Below are 21,501 nucleotides of genomic sequence, written 5' to 3'. Positions count from 1 at the left end.
GGGTTGCCTTCCGCGAGAGGGGCGGTCACTTGTAACGGATTCCGATGAGTCGCTGCAGGAGGATGAACGCGAAGAGCAGGCCGCCGATCACGATCTTGGTCCACCAGGAGTTGAGGCTGCCGTCGAACGTGATGAGGGTCTGGATCACACCCAGGACCAGCACGCCGAGCACGGTGCCGAAAATGTAACCCGAGCCGCCGGTGAGCACCGTGCCACCGATGACGACGGCGGCGATGACGTCCAGCTCCATGCCGACGGCGATCAGCGGCGCCCCGGAGAGGGTGTAGAACGACAGCAGGATTCCGCCGATCGCGGAGCAGAGCCCGCTGATCGTGTAGACGGCGATCCGGGTACGCCCCAGCGGCAGGCCCATCAGCAGCGCCGACTGCGGGTTGCCGCCGATCGCGTGAACGTTCCGTCCCAACCGGGTGTACGCCAGCACGTACGCGGCGACGAGCACCACGGCGAAGGCGATCAGCACGCTGATCGAGACGAAGTTGCCCCGGGGATCGCCGATCCGCTCCTGCGACATCCTGGTCCAGAAACCGTCGGTGATCGGGATCGACGAGTCCGAGATGAACGTGCACATGCCCCGGGCGAAGAACATCCCGGCGAGCGTCACGATGAACGGCTGGATGTCGAAGAAGTGGATGACACAGCCCATCAACAGGCCGAGCGTCGGCCCGATGAGCAGCGCGATCACGAGTACGAGCGCCGCCGGCAGGCCCTTCTCCAACAGCGCCGCCGACACCATCGCCGTCATGGCGACGACGGACCCGACCGACAGGTCGATGCCGCCGGTGAGGATCACGAAGGTCATCCCCACCGCGACGACGAGCAGGAAGCCGTTGTCGATGAAGACGTTGAAGATGACCTGGACGTTCGAGAACGCCGTGTACTGGGACACGCCGATGCCGTACATCACCAGCAGCAGGGCGAGCGTGGCCAGCACCGGCACCTGCCGCCGGGGCAGCCGGAACCGGGTACGGCGGGGGGCGGTGAGCGATCCGGTGGTCATGCCGGCACCTGCTCCTTCGGCTTGTCGGCGACGGGGCGCGGCGGCGGGGTGCTCTTCCGTCGCCGGCTGAACCGGGCCCGGAAGGCCGGCGCCTGGATGAGGCACACAGCGATGACGACCACCGCCTTGAACAGCAGCGACGTCTGCGGCGAGATGTTCATGGCGTATACCGTGGTGGTCAGGGTCTGGATGATCAGCGCCCCGAGAATGGTGCCGCTGAGGTAGAACCGGCCGCCGGCGAGGGACGTGCCGCCGATGACGACCGCCAGGATGGCGTCCAGCTCCACCCAGAGGCCGACGGCGTTGCCGTCGGCGCTGGACACGTTGGCCGTCATCATGAAACCGGCGACGGCGGCGCAGGCGGCGCTGAGCACGTACACGAGGAAGATGACCCGGTTGGACCGGATGCCCGCCAGTCGGCTCGCCTCGGCGTTGCCGCCCACCGACTCGACGATCATGCCGAGCGCGGTGCGACGGGTGAACGCGGCGACGAGCAGTGCGGCGGCGAGCGCGATGAAGATGGCCAGCGGCAGGGTCAGCAGGTGACCCAGCCCGATGGCCCGGAACGGCCCCGAGTTGATGGTGATGATCTGGCCCTGGGTGATCAGCTGGGCGAGGCCGCGACCGGCCACCATCAGGATCAGCGTGGCGATGATCGGTTGAATGCCGATCACGGCCACCAGCACCCCGTTCCAGGCACCCAGCACCAGCGAGATACCGAACGCCATCGCGAGGGCGGTCAGCACCACGGCGAGGCTGCTCTGGTCGGTCTGCTTGCTGATGTACATGCAGGCGACCGCGCCGCTGATGGCGCAGATAGAGCCGACCGACAGGTCGATGCCGCCGGTCGAGATGACCAGCGTCATGCCCAGCGCCACGAGGATCAGCGGGGCGCTCAGCCGGAGGATGTCAATCGGCGTGCCGTACAGGTGCCCGTCCTTGAGCTCGATGGACAGGAACCCGGGCCGGTAGATCGTGTTCGCGGCGAGCATGACCACCAGCACGGCGACGGGCCAGAACAGCCGGTGACCGATCATCGTCCGATAGCGGCCCTTCGTGTCGTTCATCGGTCCGCCTCCTCCCGGTGGGATCCACTCGCGATCGTCTGCATGATGCGCTCCGCGTCGAGGTCCTCGTTGTTGGCGAGCTGCGCGACCATCTGCCGGTCCCGCATGACCGCCACCTTGTGGCTGAGGCGCAGCACCTCCTCCAACTCGGCCGAGATGAACAGCACCGCCATCCCACCGTCGGACAGTTGCGCCACGAGCCGCTGGATCTCGGTCTTCGCGCCGATGTCGATACCGCGGGTCGGCTCGTCCAGGATCAGCAGCCGTGGCTCGGTGATCAGCCAGCGGGCGAGGAGCACCTTCTGCTGGTTGCCGCCGGAGAGGTTGCGAACCGGCACCTCCGGGTCCGCCGGACGGATGTTGAGCGCCTTGACGTACTTGTCGACCAGTTCGTCCTGGCGGCGGCGCGGGATCGGGCGCAGCCAACCCCGGGCGGCCTGCATGGCGAGGATCATGTTCTCGCGGACCGACAGGTCGGGGACGATGCCCTCGGCCCGACGGTTCTCCGAGCAGAAGCCGACGCCCTGGTCGATCGCCTGCGCGGGGGTACGCAAACTGCTCGACGTGCCGTCGATCGCGACCTGCCCACCGTCGGCCCGGTCGGCGCCGAAGAACAACCGCGCCACCTCGGTACGCCCCGAGCCCAGCAGGCCGGCGAGGCCCACCACCTCACCGGGGTGGATGGTCAGACTGAACGGCTCGACCGCGCCCGCCCGGCCCAGCTTCGACACCGCCACCAGGGGGGTGCCCTCCTCGATCGCGGCCAGGTCGCGCCGGGAGTGCTCCTCGATTCCCTCGAGGACGTCGAGCTCCTTGCCGATCATCTTCTCGACGAGGCCGAGTTGGGGCAGCTCGGCGGTCAGGTACTCGCCGACGAGACCGCCGTTGCGCAGCACCGTGATGCGGTCGGCGATCTCGTAGACCTGGTCGAGGAAGTGCGTCACGAACAGGATCGCGATGCCCTCGTCGCGGAGCTGCCGCATGATGCGGAACAACTGCGCGACCTCACCCGCGTCGAGACTGGACGTCGGCTCGTCCAGGATCAGCACCCGGGCCTGGATGTCGATCGCGCGGGCGATCGCGACCATCTGCTGGATCGCGAGGGAGTACGAGCCCAGCGGCGCGCTGACGTCGAGGTCGAGGTCGAGACGGCTCAGGAGCGCGCGGGCGCGGCGGCGGACCTCGCCCCAGCGGACGGCGCCGAACAGCCTCGGCTCACGTCCGATGAAGATGTTCTCCGCCACCGAGAGGTTGGTGCAGAGATTGACCTCCTGGTAGACGGTGCTCACCCCGGCGGCCGTCGCCTGCATCGGCCCGCTGAAGGACACCGGCTCGCCGCCGAGGGTGATCGTGCCGTCGTCCGTGTCGTAGACGCCGGTCAGCACCTTGATGAGGGTCGACTTCCCGGCGCCGTTCTCGCCCATCAGGGCGTGCACCTCGCCGGGGAAGAGCCGGAAGTTGACGTCGTGGAGTGCACGCACCCCGGGGAAGGACTTGCTGATCCCGGTCATCGTCAGGACCGGACGGCTATCCGTCATCCCATCAGACCTCTTCTGGGGGTTGTCGACGCGGATGGGCCGTTGCGCTCCCACCGCGCCCGCCCGGCCCTTCACCTGGGCTCGGGCGGGCGTGGCGCGGGTCGTCGCGGGTCATGCCCGGTCCGTTCGTGGTTTACGGGGCGACGCGGCGGGGCCGCCACGCGAGCGTGGCGACCCCTCCTCGTCGATCAGTACTTGCGGGTGGGCAGAGCCTCCTTGGCCTGCTCCTGCGTGAAGGTGGTCTCCTCGGTCTCGATCCGAGCCGGCACCGTCTCGCCCGCCTTGACCTTCTTGGCGAGGTCCATCAGCTGAGGGCCGAGCAGCGGGCTGCACTCCGCGATGAAGTTGAACTTCCCGTCGGCGAGAGCCTGCATACCGTCCTTGACGGCATCGACCGTGATGATGGTGATGTCCTTGCCCGGCACCTTGCCGGCCGCGGTGATCGCCTCGAGAGCACCCAGACCCATGTCGTCGTTGTGCGCGAACAGCACGTCGATCTTCGGGTTGGCCTTGAGGAACTGCTCCATGACCTGCTTGCCACCCGCCCGGGTGAAGTCACCCGGCTGCGAGGCGATGATCTTCAGGTTCGGGTTGGCGGCGATCGCCTCGCCGAAGCCCTTCTTGCGGTCGTTCGCCGGAGCGGCACCCGTGTTGCCCTGCAGCTCGACGATGTTGACCGGGCCCGTGGCGCCCTTCTTCTGCTCGACCAGCCACTCGCCCGCGAGCTTGCCCTCCTTGACGAAGTCCGAGCCGAGGAAGGTCTTGTAGAGGCTCTTGTCGGCCGAGTCGACCGAGCGGTCGGTCAGGATGACCGGGATGCCGGCGTCCTTGGCCTCCTTGAGCACGGTGTCCCAACCGGACTCCACCACCGGCGAGAAGGCGATGACGTCCACCTTCTGCTGGATGTAGTTGCGGATGGCCTTGATCTGGTTCTCCTGCTTCTGCTGCGCGTCGTCGAACTTCAGCTCGATGCCCGCCGCGGCCGCCGACTCCTTGATCGAGGTGGTGTTCGCCGTACGCCACCCGCTCTCGGCGCCGACCTGGGAGAAGCCCATCGTGATCTTGCCATCGTCCTTGGACCCGCCGCCGCCGGTGTCGCTGTTGCCGCAGGCCGCCACGCCGCCGATGAGCAGCACACTGGCGAGGACCGCGATAGCGCGCTGCGTTCGCATCTTTCTCATCAGATCTCCTTGGCTGGGTGTGGTGGGGACCGCGTCAGCCGCCGACGAGCAGAGGTGGCGTACGCGGGTGGTGCGTGCTGGTGCGTCGGTGGAGCAGACCGGCGGGCCGTGTGGAGACGGTCAGGAGCTCGCCGGTGCGACTGGTTGTTGGCCGTAGACGTTCTGGTAACGGTGGTAGAGGGCGTCGATGTCGGCCTGCGCGATCGGCACGGGCTGCCCGAGGGTGCGCGCCAGGTACGAGGTACGGGCCACGTCCTCGCACATGACCGCGGCCTTGACCGCCGCGCGGGCGTTGCGGCCGATGGTGAAGACACCGTGGTTGCGCATGAGCACGGCGGGTGAACGGTGCCCGGAGAGCGTGGCGACGATGCCCTTGCCGATGTCGTCGCCGCCGATCAGCGCGAACGGGCCCAGCGGGATCTCCCCGCCGAACTCGTCGGCCTGGGCGGTGAGGTGGCAGGGGATCGCCTCGCCACAGGCCGCCCAGGCGCTGGCGTACGAGCTGTGCGTGTGCACCACGCCGCCGACCTCCGGCATGGCGCGGTAGACGTAGGCGTGGGCGGCCGTGTCGCTGGACGGCGCCAGGTCACCCTCGACGAGGACGCCGTCGAGGTCGCAGACCACCATCGTCTCGGCCGTGAGGTCGTCGTAGCCCACGCCGCTCGGCTTGATGACCATGAGGTCCTGGCCGGGCACCCGCGCCGAGACGTTGCCGGACGTCCAGGCGACCAGGTTGTACCGGGTCAGCTCGCTGTGCAGGCGGGCAACGGTCTCGCGCAGTTCACCGATCTGCCGGCTCACCTCTGCGTTCATGCGACGACCTCCAGCGTGGCCTCGTGGGTGGGCACGGCGGCCTCTACCGCCGCGTTGCGGATCGCCCGGAGGCGGAGCATGACGTCGTTGCCGCCGCGACCGAAGTGGTCGTGCAGCGCCCGGTACTCGGCGTACAGGCCGTCGTAGGCACGGGCCCGCTCCGGGTCCGGCGTGTAGACGGCCTCGTGCACCCGCCCCATCGCCTGGGACGCCTCGTGGATCGACGGGTACGCCCCGGCGGCGACGGCGGCGTGGATCGCCGAGCCGAGCGCCGGCCCCTGCGCGGACGCGATGATGTTCAGCGGGCGCTTGGTCACGTCGGCGTAGATCTGCATCAGGAGCTTGTTGTTGGTGAGGCCGCCGGCGATCACCAGGTCGTTGACGGGCACCCCGGCCTCGACGAACGCGTCGATGATCATCCTGGTGCCGAACGCCGTGGCTTCCAGCAGCGCGCGGTAGATGTCCTGCGGGCGGGTGGCCAGGGTCATCCCGACGATCATCCCGCTCAGGTCGTGGTTGACCAGCAGCGAGCGGTTGCCGTTCCACCAGTCCAGCGCGATCAGGCCGTGCGCGCCGACCGGCTGGCTGGCGGCCAGCTCGGTGAGACGTTCGTGCGAGTCGAACCCGGCCGGTGCGCCGTGCTCGACGAACCAGCCGAAGATGTCGCCGACACCGCTCTGGCCGGCCTCGTAGCCCCACGCGCCGGGGCTGATGCCGCCGTCGACCACGCCGCACATCCCGGCGACCTCGGCCGGGTGCTCGCCGTTGACCACGTGGCAGGTGGACGTGCCCATGATGGCGACCAGCCGACCGGGCTGAACGGCCTGGGCAGAGGCCGCGGTGACGTGCGCGTCGACGTTGCCGACCGCCACGGCGATCCCCTCCGGGAGGCCGGTCCAGGCGGAGGCGCGGGCGCTGAGCGTGCCGGCCCGCGCGCCGAGCGGCAGCAGCGGACCGTCGAGCTTGGCCACGAAGTCGCCGAAGTCAGGGTTGAGCGCGGTCAGGAAGCTCTCGGACGGGTACTGCCCGTCCTGCAGGATGCCCTTGTAGCCGGCCGTGCAGACGTTACGGGTCTCGGTGCCGCTGAGCTGCCAGACGATCCAGTCGGCGGCCTCGATGAACCGCTCGGCCCGGTGGTAGATCTCCGGGTCCTCCTCCAGGAGCTGCAGACCCTTGGCGTACTGCCACTCGGCGGAGATCTTTCCGCCGTACCGGCCGATCCACGGCTCCGACCGCTCATGGGCCAGCGCGTTGATCCGGTCGGCGTGCGGCTGCGCGGCGTGGTGCTTCCACAGCTTGACCCAGGAGTGCGGCCGGTCGCGCAGCTCGGGAACCTCGCACAGCGGGGTGCCGTGGGCGTCGGTCGGCAGCACGGTGCAGGCGGTGAAGTCGATGCCGATGCCCACCACCGCCGCCGGGTCCACCCCCGCCGCGGCGACCGCGGCCGGAACGGCGTGGCGCAGCACGTCGCGGTAGTCGTCCGGATTCTGCAACGCCCAGTCCGGGGGCAGCGACCGACCTCCGGGCAGCGTCTCGCTGATGACCCCGTCGCCGTACTCGTGCACCGCGGTCCCGAGCTCGGCACCATCAGAAACCCGGACCACCAGGGCCCGCCCGGAGAGGGTGCCGAAATCGACACCCACGACGTAGCTTTCGGCAGCTCCGCCCACACGCTCCATGTTCACCTCCACCGTTAACGGGGATAGTGTTAACGCTCACATCCAGCCTCGTCAAGACATCTACCTGCAACAGCTCCGTAACGGAACGCGGAGGCCGTACCGACTCGGGCGCGTCAATACCGGACCGGCGCAAGGCGCTCGATCCGGGGCAGCGGGCGGTCGTGACCCCGTCAGATGGCGATGACGATCGACGGCCGGCGCGGATGGCAGCGATAACATCGACGGCGTCGCCACCCAGGCATGATCAGACCCGTCGAACGCGCCGCCGCCGCGTCCGGACCCCTGACCCGGCGCTCCAGCACCCGACCGCCACGGCGGGTCGCTGGCCGGCGCGGCGTGTTATCGATAACATTCGATGCATGATCGCGGGGTCGACTCGTCGCCGGAGTGATCGGCTCCGGGCCGGCCGTGTCGGGGCTTTCCGGGCCCCGCCGGACGGGCGGGCCGGGCCCTCGGCTGACGCAGGGACCGCCCGGTGACACACCGACGACCCGGCCCCCATCCGGGCCGGGTCGTCGGTCGTCGGTCGTCGGAGGACGTTGGGTCAGGCCGTGCGCGGACGGTTGTAGAGCGCCTTGGCCCAGCAGAAGCAGCCGACCGTGATGACGGCGCACCAGGCGACCGCGAGGAGCCCGTTGACACCGATTCCACTGCCGAGCAGCAGGCCGCGGAGCGTCTCCATGACCGGGGTGAAGGGCTGGTAGTCGGCGAACAGGCGGACCGGCGTCGGCATCGAGTCGGTGGGGACGAACCCGCTGCCGAGGAACGGCAACAGCACCAGCGGCATGGGCAGGTTGCTGGCCGTCTCGACGCTCCTGGTGACCAGGCCCAGGGCGACCGACAGCCAGGTGACGGCGACGGTGACCATGGTCAGCACGCCGATCGCGGCGAACCACTCGACGGCATCGGCGGTGGGGCGGAACCCGACGAGCAGCGCCGCGCCGGTGACGGCCGCCAGGCTGACCATCGTCTGGAACACGCTGCCCACGACGTGGCCGGTGAGAACCGACGGTCGGAAGATCGCCATGGTACGGAACCGGGCGATGATGCCCTCGGCCATGTCCATGGCGACCGAGATCGCGGTGCCCTGCGCCGCGCTGGCCACCGTGATGAGCAGGATGCCGGGGGTGACGTAGTTGGCGTACTCGGCCCGGCCGCCGGTCGGTCCGAGGCCGGCGCCGAGCGTGCCGCCGAAGACGTACACGAAGAGCAGCAGAAGGATGACCGGGATGCCGATGAGCATGAGGGTCAGCGACGGGTAGCGGCGCATGTGCAGGAGGTTGCGCCGCAGCATGGTCGAGGAGTCGCGCAGGGCGAAGGTCAGGGTGCTCATCGCGCAGTGGCCCTTTCACGGCTGGAGGGGGCGTCGGGTTGGCCGGTGAGGGCGAGGAAGACGTCGTCGAGATCCGGGGTGTGCACGGCGAGACCGGCGACGGTGATGGAGCCCCGGTCTAGGTCGTCGAGGAGGGACCGCAGCGAACCCACCCCGCCGTCGCTCGGCACCTCGAGGGTCAGCGCGGCGTCGTCCCGGGTGGCCGTCGCGAACGTACGGGCCGCCGAGTCGAGTTGGCCCTGGTCGGCGAAGCGCAGGACCACGTGACCGCCCGGGATGAGCCGCTTGAGCTCGTGCGGGGCACCCTCGGCGATCAGCCGACCGTGGTCGAGGAAGGCGACGCGGTCGGCGAGTTGGTCGGCCTCCTCCAGGTACTGGGTCGTCAACAGGATGGTGACGCCCTCGGCGGCCAGCGCCTTGATGATGTGCCACATGGCGCGGCGGCTGCGCGGGTCGAGCCCGGTCGTCGGCTCGTCGAGGAAGATGACGCGCGGATCGCCGACGAGTGTCATCGCGAGGTCGAGTCGACGGCGCGTGCCGCCGGAGTACGTCGCGGCCGGCTTGTCCGCCGCTCCGGTCAGGTCGAACTGGTCGAGCAGGTCGGCGATCCGGCGGCGACCCGCCGCGCGGTCCAGGTGACACAGATCGGCCATGAGGTGCAGGTTCTCCCGGCCGGTGAGCAGGCTGTCCACCGCGGAGAACTGGCCGGTGACGCCGATCAGCTCGCGTACCGCGTCGGCGTCGCGGGTCACGTCGTGGCCGAGGACGCGGGCGTGGCCGCCGTCGGCCGAAAGGAGGGTGGAGAGGATCTGCACGGTGGTGGTCTTGCCGGCGCCGTTGGGGCCGAGCAGCGCGAAGATCGTTCCCTCGGTGATCATCAGGTCGATGCCGTCGAGCACGACCTTGTCGCCGTAGGACTTGCGCAGCTCGGTGGTGACGATCGCGGGTCTGCTGCTGCCGGTCATGGTTTCCTCATCTGTGGTCGGGCCGGGGCGCGTCAGGCGCGGCGGATGGTGATGTCGCCGTAGGAGGTGTTGGCGCGGATCTCGACCGTCTCGTCGGTCTCGGCCGGGCTGTCGGCGGCGTCGAGGGCGTTGTGGACGCGGCCGTGTCGGGAGCTGACGTCGAGCCAGGCGGCGGTGCCGCGCCGGACGCCCACCTCGATCGCGCCGTAGGAGGTCTGTGACTCGATCGACCCGCGCACGACCTCACCCAGCCGCACGTTGCCGTACGCGGTGCGCGCCGCCACCGAGGCGGTCGACGCGTCGACGGTGATGTCGCCGTACGCGGTGTTGATGCGGACGTCGCCTCCGCTGCGCCCGATCCAGCAGTCGCCGGAGGAGTTCTTGATTTCGGCGGTGCCGTCTACCGCGCCGAGGCGCACCTTGCCGGACGACGCCTTCACCCGGGCCGAACCGGTAACACGCTCCACCACGACCTCGCCGTGGCTGCTGTCGATCTCCAACTGCCCGGTCTCCTCCAGCCGGATCGCGCTTCCGGTCTTGATCCGGCACTCACCGAGCCGACCCTCGCCGCGGAAGGCCGCCCAGGCCGCCTCGGCGTGCAGCCGCGTGCCGCTCGGCACCTCGATCAGGACGTCGACCGACGGGCCGGAGCCGAAGCCGTACCGGCGCCAGCTCTTCGGCACCCTGATCCGCAGCTGCCCGGCGGCGAAGTCGACGGAGGTCTGCTCGGCCGCGTTCACGTCGGCCTTGCTCGACGGGTCGCGGGGCCGTACCCGTACCACGGTGTCGGTGCGGTCGGTCGCGGCGATCCAGGCGTCCCCGATGGGCAGCTCGACCTGGACGGAGATCGGTTCTGGCGTGTCGAAAACAGGCATGGTGGTCTCCCGGGAGGTGTTGGCGGAGGCGGAAAGAGCTACGGGGTGGGTGTGCGGCTGCTCAGCGCGCCCAGCCGGTGACGTGCTGGCCGGACCTCGGGGGCTCCGGCCGGCGCGGCGGCTGACGGTCGGGGCCACCGGCCCCGACCGCGCCGGCGACGGCGCGCACCAGCCACGCGTTGACGGAGAGCCCGGCGCGACTCGCGGCCTCGTCGACGCTGGCCTTGAGGTGGTCGGGAAGGCGGAGGTTGATCCGGGACGTGCCGCCCTCGTCGCCCTCGGGTGGCAGCAGAGGCGCCGGGGCCGGAGCTGGCGCGGCGGGCTCGCCCGGCCCGTCCGTGGGCGCGGCGGCGGGCGCCACCACGAAGTCGGGCTCGCGTCCGCGCAGCCGGACGTGCACCGACCCGGGGGCGAGATCGCGGGTGATCTCGTCGGCCGCGTCGGACAGCGCCTCGAGCAGCGTGAGATGGGTGGCCGCTTCGAGCTGGGTGAAGAGCCGTTCGGCCAGCGCCCGACTCTCCGGATCCACGCCCTCGGCTGCCACGGCGAACTCGTTACGCAGGTTCTCGACGTACGGCCTCAAGTCCATGGCACCATCATGGCACCACTTTGGCTCAGCATGCAACACCTGTGGCTCAGATTGCTGCCACGGTAGTCATCGGCGCTGCTCAGCGGGTGTGTCAGCGGTTGCGAACGCGCGGCGGACCACCCGGTTCGCGGCCTCCTGGCTCAGACCGGTGGCCACCAGCAGGTCGCTGGCGGTCGTCCGAACCTGCGCCACCACGACGTTCCCGGAGAAACCGACGCCTTCCCGGTAGGCGTCGCCAGCGGCGCAGACCGCGCGGAGCGCCCGCTCGCGCGCCTGAACGGGCTCCTTGCCGGCGGCGAACTGCCGCTGGAGCAGGCGTACCGCCTCGGCCAGGCCGGCGACCGCCGTGGGCAGGGGTTCCGGGACGGGCTCACCGTCCTCGAGCAGGGTCACCGCCCTACGGATCAGCGTTCCCGCATTGCGCATGGCCCGGTCGATCGGCTCCGCCGTGCGCGCGTACCGGGCCACCGGCCCCTGCCGCTGATGCCAGTGCACGGGTGAGAGGGTGCTGGCCTCCCGGGCACCCTGCGTCGCCTCGACGAGCGCACCCAACTCGTCCTTGTTCTGCCGCAACCTCGCCCGGGCGGTCAGCGCGCGGTCGATGTCCCGGTCGGCCAACGCGCCGGCGGTGGCGTCGAGTTGGGCGCTGAGCAGGTCCAGCGCCGGTCGCGCGGCCCGGTTGAGCACCCGCAACGGGCTCAACGGCAGCAGGACGGCGGTGACCAGCAGTGCCACGGCGCCCCCGACGAGAGCATCCACGAAGCGGGGGATCTCCAGGTCGCGCACGGCTGGACTCAGCGTGGCGATGAGCACGGCCGTAGCGCCCGCCTGGATCACCACGGCCGCGCTGCCGACGAGGAACAGCGCGACGACGATCGCCAACACGACGATCAGAGCGAGCTGCCACCACCCGGTGCCCATCACCCCGAGCAGCAGGTCACCGACCAGCACCCCGACGGTGACACCGATGATCAGCTCGACGGTGCGGCGCAGGCGTTGCCCGACCGACGCCGCGAGGGTGGAGACCGCGGAGATCGGCGCGAACACCGGCTGCGAGACGTGCAGCACGTCGCGCACCACCAGCCAGGACAGCGCCGCTGCCACGCCGGCCTGCAGGGCCAGCCCCCCGATACCCCGAACCCGCCGCGCTCGATCCCGCAGCGTGCCCGACAGCTGGCCCCGCAGCCGCGCGGCGGTCGACGCCGGGCCGGGCGGCGCTGCCCCGTCGGCGCGCGCCGACGCGTCCCCGTCCACACCGGGACGACCGGCAGCGACCATGGCGGGCGGCTACCCCGCCCCACCCCGATCAATCCTGAACGCCGGGCGCGGCCACGCGGGCCCGCGCCGCGCCCGGCGTCGGACGGCGGTCCCGCTCAGCGCTCGGCGAGCGCCTTCTCGGCGTACGCCCAGAGCGCGTCCGCGGCCACCGGGTCGACCGCGTGGTCCGCGACGCCGTCCGAGGCATCGGGGCCACCGGGAACCACCTCCATCTCCTGGTTGTCGACGAAGTACCGGCCCCCGATGCCCTCAAGCAGGGGCGACGCCGCGAGCAGGACCGTGGTCGACGCACCCTGGGCGGGCGTCTTGTAGTAGTCCGGCACCACGAGGTTGCCCGCCTCGTCCATCCCGCCGAGCGCGCGCATCGTGTCGTCGTCGAGGTGGCGCTGGAGATTGGTGTGGATGTAGCCGGGGTTGAGGGCGTTGGCGGTGATCCCGTCCGCCGCCCACCGCCGGGTGATGCCCACCGCCAGCAGGACGTCCGCCGTCTTCGACTGCCCGTACGCCGTCCACCGGTCGTACGGCCGCCGCTCGAAGTGGGGATCCGCGGCGTCGAACGGGGCGCTCAGGTGTGCTCCGGAGCTGACCAGCACGACCCGCGCCGCGCCCGCCGCCCGCAGGTTGTCGCGCACTCCAACGGCCAGCGCGAAGTGCCCCAGGTAGTTGGTCGCGAGCTGGAGCTCCCAGCCCTGGGCCGAGAGCTGACGGGTCGGCAGCGCCATGATGCCGGCGTTGGCGACCAGCGCGTCGAGCGGGCCGTCCCAGGCCGCGACGAACGCGTCGACCGACGACAGATCGGCGAGGTCGAGCGCGGCCGACCGGACGCTTCCCCGCGCGGCGTCGCCGGCGAACTCCTCGACGATCCCCGCGGCCCGATCCGGGTCACGGACCGCTACCGTGACCTGCGCGCCGGCGCCGGCCAGTGCGCGAACCGTCTCGACACCGATGCCCGAGGCGCCGCCGGTGACGATCATCCGACGCCCGGTCAGGTCCACGCCGTCGAGGATCTCGGCGGCGGTGGTGCGGGCGGTGAATCCGGTGGTGAGGCGTGCGTGCGCTGTCATGTCCACCACGCTATGCAAGCTCACCCTGGACTGCCTATAGTCATAAGTCCTTCATACTTTCGCGAGCGTCCAGGACGGTGCGGATGGACCCACTCGAAGACGTGCTGGCACTGCTCGGTGCCACCGCGCACCTGTCCGCCGGTCTCGTCGCGGGTGGGCGCTGGGCGGTCCGGTTCGACCCGCCGGCCGGCGCCAAGTTCAACGCCATCCGACGCGGCAGCTGCCACCTGCTCATCGAGGGCGAGGCCGAACCGATCGCCCTCACCGAGGGCGACTGCTACCTGTTGACCCGGCCGGTGTCGTACACGCTCTTCAGCGATCCCGACGTACCGACCCAGCCGGCGTACCCGATCTTCGCCGCCGCCGGCGACGGCGTGGCACACGTCGGCGAGGGTGCCGACATGTTCCTCATCGGCGGCGCGTTCTCCCTGGGCGACAGGGGTCGCAGCCTCCTGCTGGACGGCCTTCCGCCGGTCATCCACGTGCCGGCCGACGCTCCCGAGGCCGCCACCATCCGGTGGGCCCTCGACCAGATCGACATCGAGCTGCGGCGGCCTCAGCTCGGGTCGCGGCTCGTCGCGGAACACCTGGCGCTCGTCCTGCTGATCCAGGTCCTGCGGGTGCACCTCGCCCGCGACCCGCAGCACACCTCCGGTTGGCTGGCCGGGCTCGCCGACCCGGTGGTCGCCCCCGCTCTGCGGGCGATGCACGCCCGGCCCGCGCAGCAGTGGACGGTGGATGCCATCGCCCGCAGCGCCGCCGTCTCCCGCTCGACGCTCGCCGCCCGCTTCCGGAAGGTCGTCGGCGTCGGTCCGCTGGAATACCTCACCGGATGGCGGATCGAACTCGCGGCGGACCGCATCCGGCACGGCTCCGACTCCGTCGCGGCCATCGCCCGAGCCGTCGGATACGGCTCGGAGAGCGCCCTCAGCGTGGCCTTCAAACGGGTCACCGGCGTCTCACCACGCGCCTACCGCCACAAGGTGGCCGGGAGCGTTCCGGGCGGGTAGGTGACGTGGCAAGCGCCGACCGGGGGCGACCCCGGGCGATTGGGCGCGTCCCGGCCGGGTAGACCCCGGTCCGCCACGCCGGTGGCGGGCCACCCACGGGCCGATCGCCGGCACCGGGCGGTCGGGGTGTCTCGGGGGGCGGTGGCGGATGGATCAGCGCGGATGAGCGGCCCCGACACCGCCTCCGACATCGTGGAGCTGCGGGTGCACGGCGTCTCCGGCGCGAGCACCGAGCAGGTGCTGGGCCTGGCGCGGACGGTACAGGTCGCGGGCGACCAGATGGGCGGCTTCGTCCGGGTCCGGCCGAGCTGGGCGACCCCCGAGGCGCGCGGTGTGACGCTGGAGGCGTACCGCTGGGGCGACCTACCCTCCGGAACCGTCGCCCGCACCCTGGCGCTGGTGCTGCTACTGCCGTTCCTGCTGGTCAACGTGGCGATCTGGATGCGGCCGGCGAACCCCCGCTCGGAGAGCGTGGTCAAGTCCCTCTGCCGGGTGCTGGCACTCACCCTCACCGTGCTGTACGTGCTCGCCATCGCCGGCGTCGCCCTCGACCTGCTCGCGTGGCACTGCCTGAACTCGCCCCGCTGCCTGGCCGGCCGCAGCTGGTTGTCCTGGTTCAGCGGTCAGCCCGTCGGGCGGCGACTGGCGGTGTTCGCGCTGGTCCCGGCCGCCGCGATCGGCCTGGTGTGGCGGCTCAGCAACCGGCCCGGACGGTCGTTCGAGGCGTTCCGCGCGCCCGACGAGGAGGTCGCCGGGCATCGGCTCAGCACGGTCGGCACGTGGGACGCGGAACCCCTGGTGGGGCGGCTGCGATCCGTGCACGTCGCTGCGGCGTTCGGGACGTTGAGTCTCGTCCTGCTCACCGCCCGTGCCGCGCGCGGCGTCTCGGTCGCCACGATCGCGTTGGCGGTGGTCACCGGCGTGGTCCTGGCGGCCTGCGTGGCGCTGCTCTGCACGCCGGCGCTGATCGACCGGTCCCCCACCGACCGGCGGCTCGACACGATCACCACCGCCCTGCGCACGACCGCGATGGTCCTGGCCGTCGTGGTCGCCGCCCACGTGGCGACCAGCCCGGCCGGCTGGCGCGAGGACGCCGCACTGCCCGGCTACGACAGGACGCTGGTCTGGCTGTTCGCCACCCAGACGATCCTGCTGGCCGCCCTCGGCGTGTTCCTGCTCTGGCGGCGCAGGGGCAGCCCTCTGTTCGGGCTGGGAGCGCTGGTCATCGCGGCCGCGGGGATCAGCACGGCGGTGGGGTACTCGGCCGAGCTGGTCTACCGGGTGGCGGACTACCTCGACCGCGACCTGCCGACCGGGGAGGGCATCGCGTCGGGTCCGCCCCGGGCGTACACCTGGGCGATCTTCGGTTTTCTCCGCACCGCGCTGGTCACGGCGCTCGTCGCCGTGCTGGTCGTCACGGTCTCCCGCTCCGGACGTCGCCGCCGTGCGGCGGCGATCGTCACACGCGACTACCCGGACGCGCCGACGGAGGCCCGCCCGCGGCTACGACAGGTACGCGACGCGGTGGCGCGGGCCAGCTTCACCGAACGTCTGGTGCTGCTGGGCGTGATCTTCGGTTGTCTCGCCGGGGTCGGCTCCGCCAGCACCACCCTCGGCCTGTTGGGCGTGTTTCCGGGCGACGTCGTCGAGCGGTTCACCCGGTTGCCGGCGGGCGCGGTCACCTTCAGCATCGCGTTCACCAGTTGGGTGAAGGCGGTGGGCCTTCTCGGCCTGGTGCTCGCCGGTATCTTCGCCTACCGCACCACCAGCTTCCGGCGGCACATCGGTGTCATCTGGGACCTCGGCACCTTCTGGCCCCGGGCCGCCCACCCGTTCGCGCCGCCCTGCTACGCCGAACGGGCCGTGCCGGAGCTGACGCGGCGGATCACCTACCTGGTGGAGCGCGGGGACCGCGTGCTGCTCTCCGGGCACAGCCACGGCTCGGTCCTGCTCGCCGCCGCGGTGCTCCAGTTGCCATCCCGGATCGGCGGCCGGGTCGCGCTGCTCACGCACGGGTCACCGCTGCGCCGGCTCTACGCGCGACTCTTCCCCGCCTACCTCGACGACGCGGTGCTGCACGAGATCGGCAACCGGGTGGGCTGGCGGTGGGTCAACCTCTGGCGGGACACCGACCCGATCGGCGGGCGCGTCTTTCCCGACCGGGGACCCGAGGCGTCCGCCGGTGACCCGGCCGCCGCGGTGGACCGCCGGGAGGTCGACCCCAGCGATGTGGTGACCCCGCCCGGCGACAGCGTTCCGCCGCCGATCCTCGGGCACTGGCCGGCCGAGTCCGACGAGCGGTTCGCGGCGGCGGTGCGGGAGTTGGCGCACCGCCTGCGGCGCACGCCACCGGAGTGAGGCGGTGGCTACCCCGCCGCTCGGGCACGCCACCCGTCGAGGCGGGTGGCGGCGATGCGGGCGCCGTCGTCCGGAACGAGCGAGCGCTCGGTCAGCGTGGCGCCGAAGTAGCGCGCCCCGGGGTCGGACACGACCGAACGGGAGTCGTGCCGGGTGGCGAGGACGGACCGTCCCAGCTCGTCGAGACGGAACTGTTCCGGGCCGGCGATCTCGACGACGCCGTTCGTCGGCGCGTCGAGCGCGACAGCGGTCACCTCGGACGCGACGTCGTCCGCCGCCATGGGTTGGATGAGCACCGGCGCCAGCCGCGCCGTGTCGCCGTCCGTGGCGACGTCGACGATGCCCGGGAGGAACTCGAAGAACTGGGTGGCGTGGACCAGCGTGTACGGCAGACCGGACGCGGCGACGAGTTTCTCCTGTGCGACCTTCGCCCGCATGTACCCGCTCTCCGGGAGCCGGTCGGAGCCCACGATCGAGAGCACGACGTAGTGCCGCACCCCGGCGGTGGCGGCGGCGGCGAGGAGGTTCCGGGTCGACGTCTCGAAGAACTCCCGGACGGCGGTGTCCTCGAACGACGGGGAGTTCGACGTGTCGACGACGACAGCGGCGCCGTCGAGCGCCTCGGCCACCCCCTCGCCGGTCAGGGTGTTCACACCGGTCTTCGGGGATGCCGCCACCGCCTCGTGGCCCTGCCCGCCGAGGTTCTGGACGACCTTAAAGCCGATGAGACCGCTCCCGCCGATGACGACGATCTTCATGATCGGACCACTTCCGGTGTGCCGAATCGCCTGACGAACCCAGCCTACGGAGCGCGCCGGACCGGCGCGGTTGACATCGCGACCCATGATTGTGGTCGCCGCCCCGCGAATCCTGGAGGTCGACGTGGCCGCTGTGTCCCATCCGGTGTTCGCGCGGGTCTACGAGCGACTCAGCGTCGCCATGGACCGTGCCGGCACCGCCGAGTTCCGCCGTGACCTGGCCGCTGGCCTGAGTGGCCGGGTGATCGAGGTCGGCGCCGGCAACGGACGCATGTTCCCCCACTACCCCCGCGCCGTGACCGAGGTCGTCGCGGTCGAACCGGAACGTCGCCTGCGTGCCGCCGCCGTCCGCGCGGCCGCGGGCGCACCGGTGCCGGTCACGGTCGTCGACGGCCTGGCCGAGGCGCTTCCCGCCGCCGACGGCGAGTTCGACGCGGCAGTGGTCGCGCTGGTGCTGTGCACCGTGCCCGACCAGGCGGCAGCGCTCGCTGAGATCCACCGCGTGCTGCGCCCCGGCGGGCAGCTGCGCTTCTTCGAGCACGTCGCGGCCGAGGAAACCAACCGCCTGCGCCGGGTCCAGCGGCTGTCCGACGCCACGCTGTGGCCGAAGCTGTTCGCCGGCTGCCACACCGGCCGCGACACCACGGCCGCCATCGCGGCGGCGGGGTTCGCCGTCGAGGAGCTGCGACGCTTCCGGTTCCCGACCGGCAGCTCCAGCCCCTCCTCGCCGTGCGTCGTGGGCCGGGCGACCCGGGTCGACAAGCGGGCGGGCTGAGCGCGTTCACCGGGGCGGCAGCCTCGACAGCCAGTCGTCCAGGGCCGCGGGGTGCGTGAACAGGAGAACCGGCGGGCGGGCCGGATCGGCCTGCCAGGCGCGCATCCGCCGCCGTGCGCGCCCGAACGCGGCGACGTGCCAGAGCAGGATTGAGTCCCGGGACAGCACGCTGCCGACTGATTCGCGGTTGCCGTTGCAGATCACCTCGCCCGTGCCCAGGCGGCGCAGCGTACGACGCAGCAGACGCCCGAACGAACGCCACCGCGGGTAGTCCAGGGCCACCACCAGGTCGGCGCGCGCCAGCGGTACGTCCCGCCACCCGTGGTACGCGCCGTCGAGGATCCAGGCGTCCCGGCGGCAGATCTCCTCGATCCGGCTGCGCTGCTGGGCGACCGGCACCTCGACCCAGCCCGGCAGCCACAGCAGGTCGTCCACCGGATACCACGGCACGTCGAGGCGCTGCGCCAACCGGGCGGCCAGAGTGGACTTGCCCGCGCCGTACACCCCGTAGACCAGGATGCGACGCGGTGCGGCCATCGCGGCAGCGTACGCCGGCCGACGACTACGTAGTCGGGTGGGCAAATCTACGTAGCGGCTGCGGACGTCCAACCACCCGACTCGCGGCTGCAATGGACACATGACCAGCAACGAGGCCGCGAAGGCCAGCAACCCGGACAGCGCCGAGGCGATCGCCCGGCCCACCACCGCACCGACCACACCGCCGCAACGAACCACCCCGGACGAGGCTCCGGCCCGAGCGGACGTCGCCCCACCGGCCCCGCCGCCGGTCCGGGCCCCCGCGCCGGCCCGCGAGGCCGAGCAGGCGCAGCGCGCCGACGGTCCGCCCGCCACGGCGACGCCGCCGGCCAAGGGTGACGCCCAGGCGGCACCGGCCACGCCGACGGCGACACCGCCGACGACCATCACCGCCGACACCGTCGCCGCCCGGGCCGTCGTGCTCGACGGCGCCGACAACGCTCTCGTCCTCACCAACTTCACGACCCGCGCGTACACGATCGGGATGAACGGCGGCACCAGCACCATCAGCCTGGCGAACGACAAGCGCGCCTACACGACAGTTCTGGACGGGCAGAACGGCAACCTGTGGGCCGCCAACAACGTCAACAGCCGGAGCCTGAGCGCCAACCAGGTCGACCTGGACGGGCCGGGCAACCACGTGAAGTTCTGTCACAGCAAGACCCGCACGTACACCATCGGCATCGACGGCGAGCACAGCTCGATGTCCTTCGCCCACCCGGACACCCGGCAGTACCGGCTGCTGCTCAACGGCACCACGGGCGACGTGTGGGCCGCCAACAACGTGAACAGCCCCAGTGTCACGGCGACCAACGTGTCCGCGACCAACGCGGTCAACTCCAAGGTCGTCGCGGCGAACGAGGTCGACCTCGACGGCGCCAACAACCACATCAAGTTCTGCCACAGCAAGACGCGCACCTACACGGTCGCGATCAGCGGTGACCAGAGTTCGATGTCCTTCGCCAACCCGGACACCCGGGCGTACACGGTGGTCATCGACGGGGTGCACGGCGACATCTCGCTCAGCAACGCCGACCTGGCCGAGGAGTTCGACGTCGCGGCCGGTCACCTGCCGTCGGCGATCCCGGGGGCGGTGCTCGTGATCGGCGAGACCGGCGCGTTGGAACTGGCCGACAAGCCGTACGACACGGCGGTGGCCGGCGTGGTCTCCGGCGCCGGCAGCTTCGCGCCGGCGATGGTGCTGGACCGGCGACCGGACAGCGAGCAGCGTCGCCCGCTGGCCCTGGCCGGCAAGGTCTACTGCCTGGTCGACGCGGCGCACGGCGCGGTGCGCCCCGGCGACCTGCTGACCACCTCCCCCACCCGGGGACACGCCATGCGGGTGGCCGACCCGCTCAAGGCGGTCGGGGCGATCCTGGGCAAGGCGCTCGGGCCGCTGCCGACCGGTCGGGCACTGGTGCCGATCATGGTGACCACGTCATGAACAGCCTGCGTCAGAAGGCCGGGAAGTACCTACGGTTCGAGGCGCCTCTGACGGTGCGGGAGGTCGGCACGGAACTCGGCCACCCCACCGGCTCCACCCGCCGGCTGCTCGTACAGCTCGAACAGACGTCGAGCGAGTGGTTCTCCGGGAGCCTGCTGCCCTCCAGCGTCAAGGGTTCGGCGTGGCTGCGGCTGTTCAGCGACGGCGGCTACATGTTCGACGGGCACGTGCACGAGAACGGCGCCGTCACGCACAACTGGTCGCTGGTCGCCACGCCGGGCTTCGTGGACGATGACGGCAACGCCTTCGTCTTCTCCGCGAGCGGCAAGGTGTCCGACAACCACAGCAGCGACGACTTCGCCGAGCACGGGCAGGACCCGCGGATCGCGCAGTACTGGGATCAGCTCAGCACGGCCAGCGTGAACTTCCGGCTGAGCGTGTCGATGAATGTGGCAGAGCTGATCGGCAACATCCTGAAGTGGATTCCGGTGGTGATCTTCGGCGCGGTGGTCGCCGGGTGGGTCGCGTTCTTCGGCCAGCCGGGCAAGGTCCACGCGTACAAGGACGAGAACGGGACCACCCACTTCTGGAAGTCGAGGGAGTGAGGTCATGGCCAGCGTCCGTACCGCCGCCGGCCGGTACCTCGACATCCGTGCGCCGCTGACGCTGCGTCAGGTGGGCGCGCAGGTCGGGCATCCGGCCGGGTCGACAAGGGTGGCAATGGACCGGCTGGAACAGGAGTGGACCGAGACGTTCTCCGGCAGCCTGCTGCCGTCGAGCGTGAAGGGCACGGCCTGGCTGCGGATGGCCAGCGACGGCCACTACTGGTTCCAGGGGCACGTACACGAGAACGGCTTCCTCAGCCACAGCTGGAGTTTCGCCGCCGGCCCGAACGTCGTGGACCAGCACAAGCAGGTGTTCGTGGCCGTCGCCACCGGCCGGGTGACCGACGATCACAGCAGCGACGACTTCAGCATCACCGGCCAGGACCCGCGCATCGCCGAGTTGTGGGAGCAGATCCGGTACGCGCCGGTCAGCTTCCGGCTCGACGTCACGGCCAACTTCGCCGAGGTCGCCAAGAAGGTCGGCATCGGCATCCTGACCGGATTGGGCTTCACGTTCCTGGTCGGCAGCATCAACGTCCTCGGCGCCAAGGGCGCGGACTGCCGTGAGGACTCCAACGGCCGGGTCACCTGCTACACGAAGAACTCCTAGGGGC

The 21,501-nt window shown here is 71.1% G+C and carries 20 protein-coding genes; 6 read left to right on the top strand and 14 right to left on the bottom strand.

Translation table 11 applies throughout. The features are described from left to right. Positions 1-25 precede the first annotated feature (25 nt). From yjfF to AB0B55_RS10160, 12 genes are all read right to left on the bottom strand, one after another. Positions 26-1,018, bottom strand: a complete 993-nt coding sequence (gene yjfF / locus AB0B55_RS10215) for a galactofuranose ABC transporter, permease protein YjfF (protein WP_357120398.1) — start codon at positions 1,016-1,018, stop codon at positions 26-28. Further along, entirely contained in the window at positions 1,015-2,085 is a 1,071-nt protein-coding gene (locus AB0B55_RS10210; protein ID WP_357120401.1) for an ABC transporter permease, read from the bottom strand. The genes yjfF and AB0B55_RS10210 overlap by 4 nt, the downstream gene beginning before the upstream one ends. Further along, the gene (locus tag AB0B55_RS10205; protein ID WP_355050441.1) at positions 2,082-3,623 is read right to left on the bottom strand and encodes a sugar ABC transporter ATP-binding protein; all 1,542 of its coding nucleotides are present in this window, start codon (positions 3,621-3,623) and stop codon (positions 2,082-2,084) included. Before AB0B55_RS10205 ends, AB0B55_RS10210 begins: the two co-directional genes overlap by 4 nt. Positions 3,624-3,811: 188 nt before the next feature. Continuing rightward, positions 3,812-4,804, bottom strand: a complete 993-nt coding sequence (locus AB0B55_RS10200) for an ABC transporter substrate-binding protein (RefSeq protein WP_357120405.1) — start codon at positions 4,802-4,804, stop codon at positions 3,812-3,814. A 120-nt stretch (positions 4,805-4,924) separates the two neighbouring features. Further along, positions 4,925-5,617, bottom strand: coding sequence for an L-ribulose-5-phosphate 4-epimerase (locus AB0B55_RS10195; RefSeq protein WP_357120408.1), 693 nt, complete (start codon positions 5,615-5,617; stop codon positions 4,925-4,927). Next, positions 5,614-7,296: a ribulokinase gene (gene araB, locus AB0B55_RS10190; protein WP_357120411.1), complete on the bottom strand. Its 1,683-nt coding sequence runs from the start codon at positions 7,294-7,296 to the stop codon at positions 5,614-5,616. Before araB ends, AB0B55_RS10195 begins: the two co-directional genes overlap by 4 nt. Positions 7,297-7,840: 544 nt before the next feature. Next, complete coding sequence (locus AB0B55_RS10185; RefSeq protein WP_357120414.1) at positions 7,841-8,629, bottom strand: ABC transporter permease; 789 nt, start codon at positions 8,627-8,629, stop codon at positions 7,841-7,843. Beyond that, complete coding sequence (locus AB0B55_RS10180; protein WP_357171502.1) at positions 8,626-9,594, bottom strand: ATP-binding cassette domain-containing protein; 969 nt, start codon at positions 9,592-9,594, stop codon at positions 8,626-8,628. Before AB0B55_RS10180 ends, AB0B55_RS10185 begins: the two co-directional genes overlap by 4 nt. Before the next feature lie 32 nt (positions 9,595-9,626). After that, positions 9,627-10,469 carry a DUF4097 family beta strand repeat-containing protein gene (locus AB0B55_RS10175; RefSeq protein ID WP_357120420.1) on the bottom strand — a complete coding sequence of 281 codons (843 nt, stop codon included), beginning with the start codon at positions 10,467-10,469 and terminating at the stop codon, positions 9,627-9,629. Between the two features lie 61 nt (positions 10,470-10,530). Further along, complete coding sequence (locus tag AB0B55_RS10170; RefSeq protein WP_357120423.1) at positions 10,531-11,058, bottom strand: hypothetical protein; 528 nt, start codon at positions 11,056-11,058, stop codon at positions 10,531-10,533. A gap of 66 nt (positions 11,059-11,124) precedes the next feature. Further along, positions 11,125-12,336 carry an FUSC family protein gene (locus AB0B55_RS10165; RefSeq protein WP_357120426.1) on the bottom strand — a complete coding sequence of 404 codons (1,212 nt, stop codon included), beginning with the start codon at positions 12,334-12,336 and terminating at the stop codon, positions 11,125-11,127. A 95-nt stretch (positions 12,337-12,431) separates the two neighbouring features. Continuing rightward, positions 12,432-13,400, bottom strand: coding sequence for an SDR family NAD(P)-dependent oxidoreductase (locus AB0B55_RS10160; RefSeq protein ID WP_357120429.1), 969 nt, complete (start codon positions 13,398-13,400; stop codon positions 12,432-12,434). Positions 13,401-13,483: 83 nt separating this feature from the next. On the opposite strand from AB0B55_RS10160, the gene AB0B55_RS10155 reads away from it, so the two are divergent. Then, positions 13,484-14,410, top strand: coding sequence for an AraC family transcriptional regulator (locus AB0B55_RS10155; protein ID WP_357120432.1), 927 nt, complete (start codon positions 13,484-13,486; stop codon positions 14,408-14,410). 162 nt (positions 14,411-14,572) lie between these two features. Beyond that, complete coding sequence (locus AB0B55_RS10150) at positions 14,573-16,768, top strand: hypothetical protein (RefSeq protein WP_357171501.1); 2,196 nt, start codon at positions 14,573-14,575, stop codon at positions 16,766-16,768. An 8-nt stretch (positions 16,769-16,776) separates the two neighbouring features. Here the strand turns inward: AB0B55_RS10150 and AB0B55_RS10145 are convergent, their stop codons facing one another. After that, positions 16,777-17,526: an SDR family oxidoreductase gene (locus AB0B55_RS10145; RefSeq protein ID WP_357171500.1), complete on the bottom strand. Its 750-nt coding sequence runs from the start codon at positions 17,524-17,526 to the stop codon at positions 16,777-16,779. An 85-nt stretch (positions 17,527-17,611) separates the two neighbouring features. On the opposite strand from AB0B55_RS10145, the gene AB0B55_RS10140 reads away from it, so the two are divergent. Next, positions 17,612-18,301 (top strand): class I SAM-dependent methyltransferase, encoded by a 690-nt coding sequence (locus AB0B55_RS10140; RefSeq protein ID WP_357171499.1) that lies wholly within the window; start codon positions 17,612-17,614, stop codon positions 18,299-18,301. Between the two features lie 6 nt (positions 18,302-18,307). Here AB0B55_RS10140 and AB0B55_RS10135 read toward each other — a convergent pair whose 3' ends face one another. Beyond that, the gene (locus AB0B55_RS10135) at positions 18,308-18,838 is read right to left on the bottom strand and encodes an adenylate kinase (RefSeq protein ID WP_357120444.1); all 531 of its coding nucleotides are present in this window, start codon (positions 18,836-18,838) and stop codon (positions 18,308-18,310) included. A gap of 100 nt (positions 18,839-18,938) precedes the next feature. On the opposite strand from AB0B55_RS10135, the gene AB0B55_RS10130 reads away from it, so the two are divergent. Genes AB0B55_RS10130 through AB0B55_RS10120 form a run of 3 tightly spaced genes read left to right on the top strand, consistent with a single transcriptional unit; the run spans position 18,939 to position 21,497 of the window. Continuing rightward, complete coding sequence (locus tag AB0B55_RS10130; RefSeq protein WP_357120447.1) at positions 18,939-20,282, top strand: hypothetical protein; 1,344 nt, start codon at positions 18,939-18,941, stop codon at positions 20,280-20,282. Continuing rightward, complete coding sequence (locus tag AB0B55_RS10125) at positions 20,279-20,887, top strand: hypothetical protein (protein ID WP_355050456.1); 609 nt, start codon at positions 20,279-20,281, stop codon at positions 20,885-20,887. The genes AB0B55_RS10130 and AB0B55_RS10125 overlap by 4 nt, the downstream gene beginning before the upstream one ends. Positions 20,888-20,891: 4 nt before the next feature. Further along, positions 20,892-21,497: a hypothetical protein gene (locus AB0B55_RS10120; RefSeq protein WP_357120450.1), complete on the top strand. Its 606-nt coding sequence runs from the start codon at positions 20,892-20,894 to the stop codon at positions 21,495-21,497. Positions 21,498-21,501: the final 4 nt, after the last annotated feature.

This window comes from Micromonospora sp. NPDC049107 (assembly GCF_040648595.1).
In the GTDB taxonomy this organism is placed as follows: Bacteria; Actinomycetota; Actinomycetes; order Mycobacteriales; family Micromonosporaceae; genus Micromonospora.
This window is presented reverse-complemented; position numbering and strand designations above follow the sequence as displayed.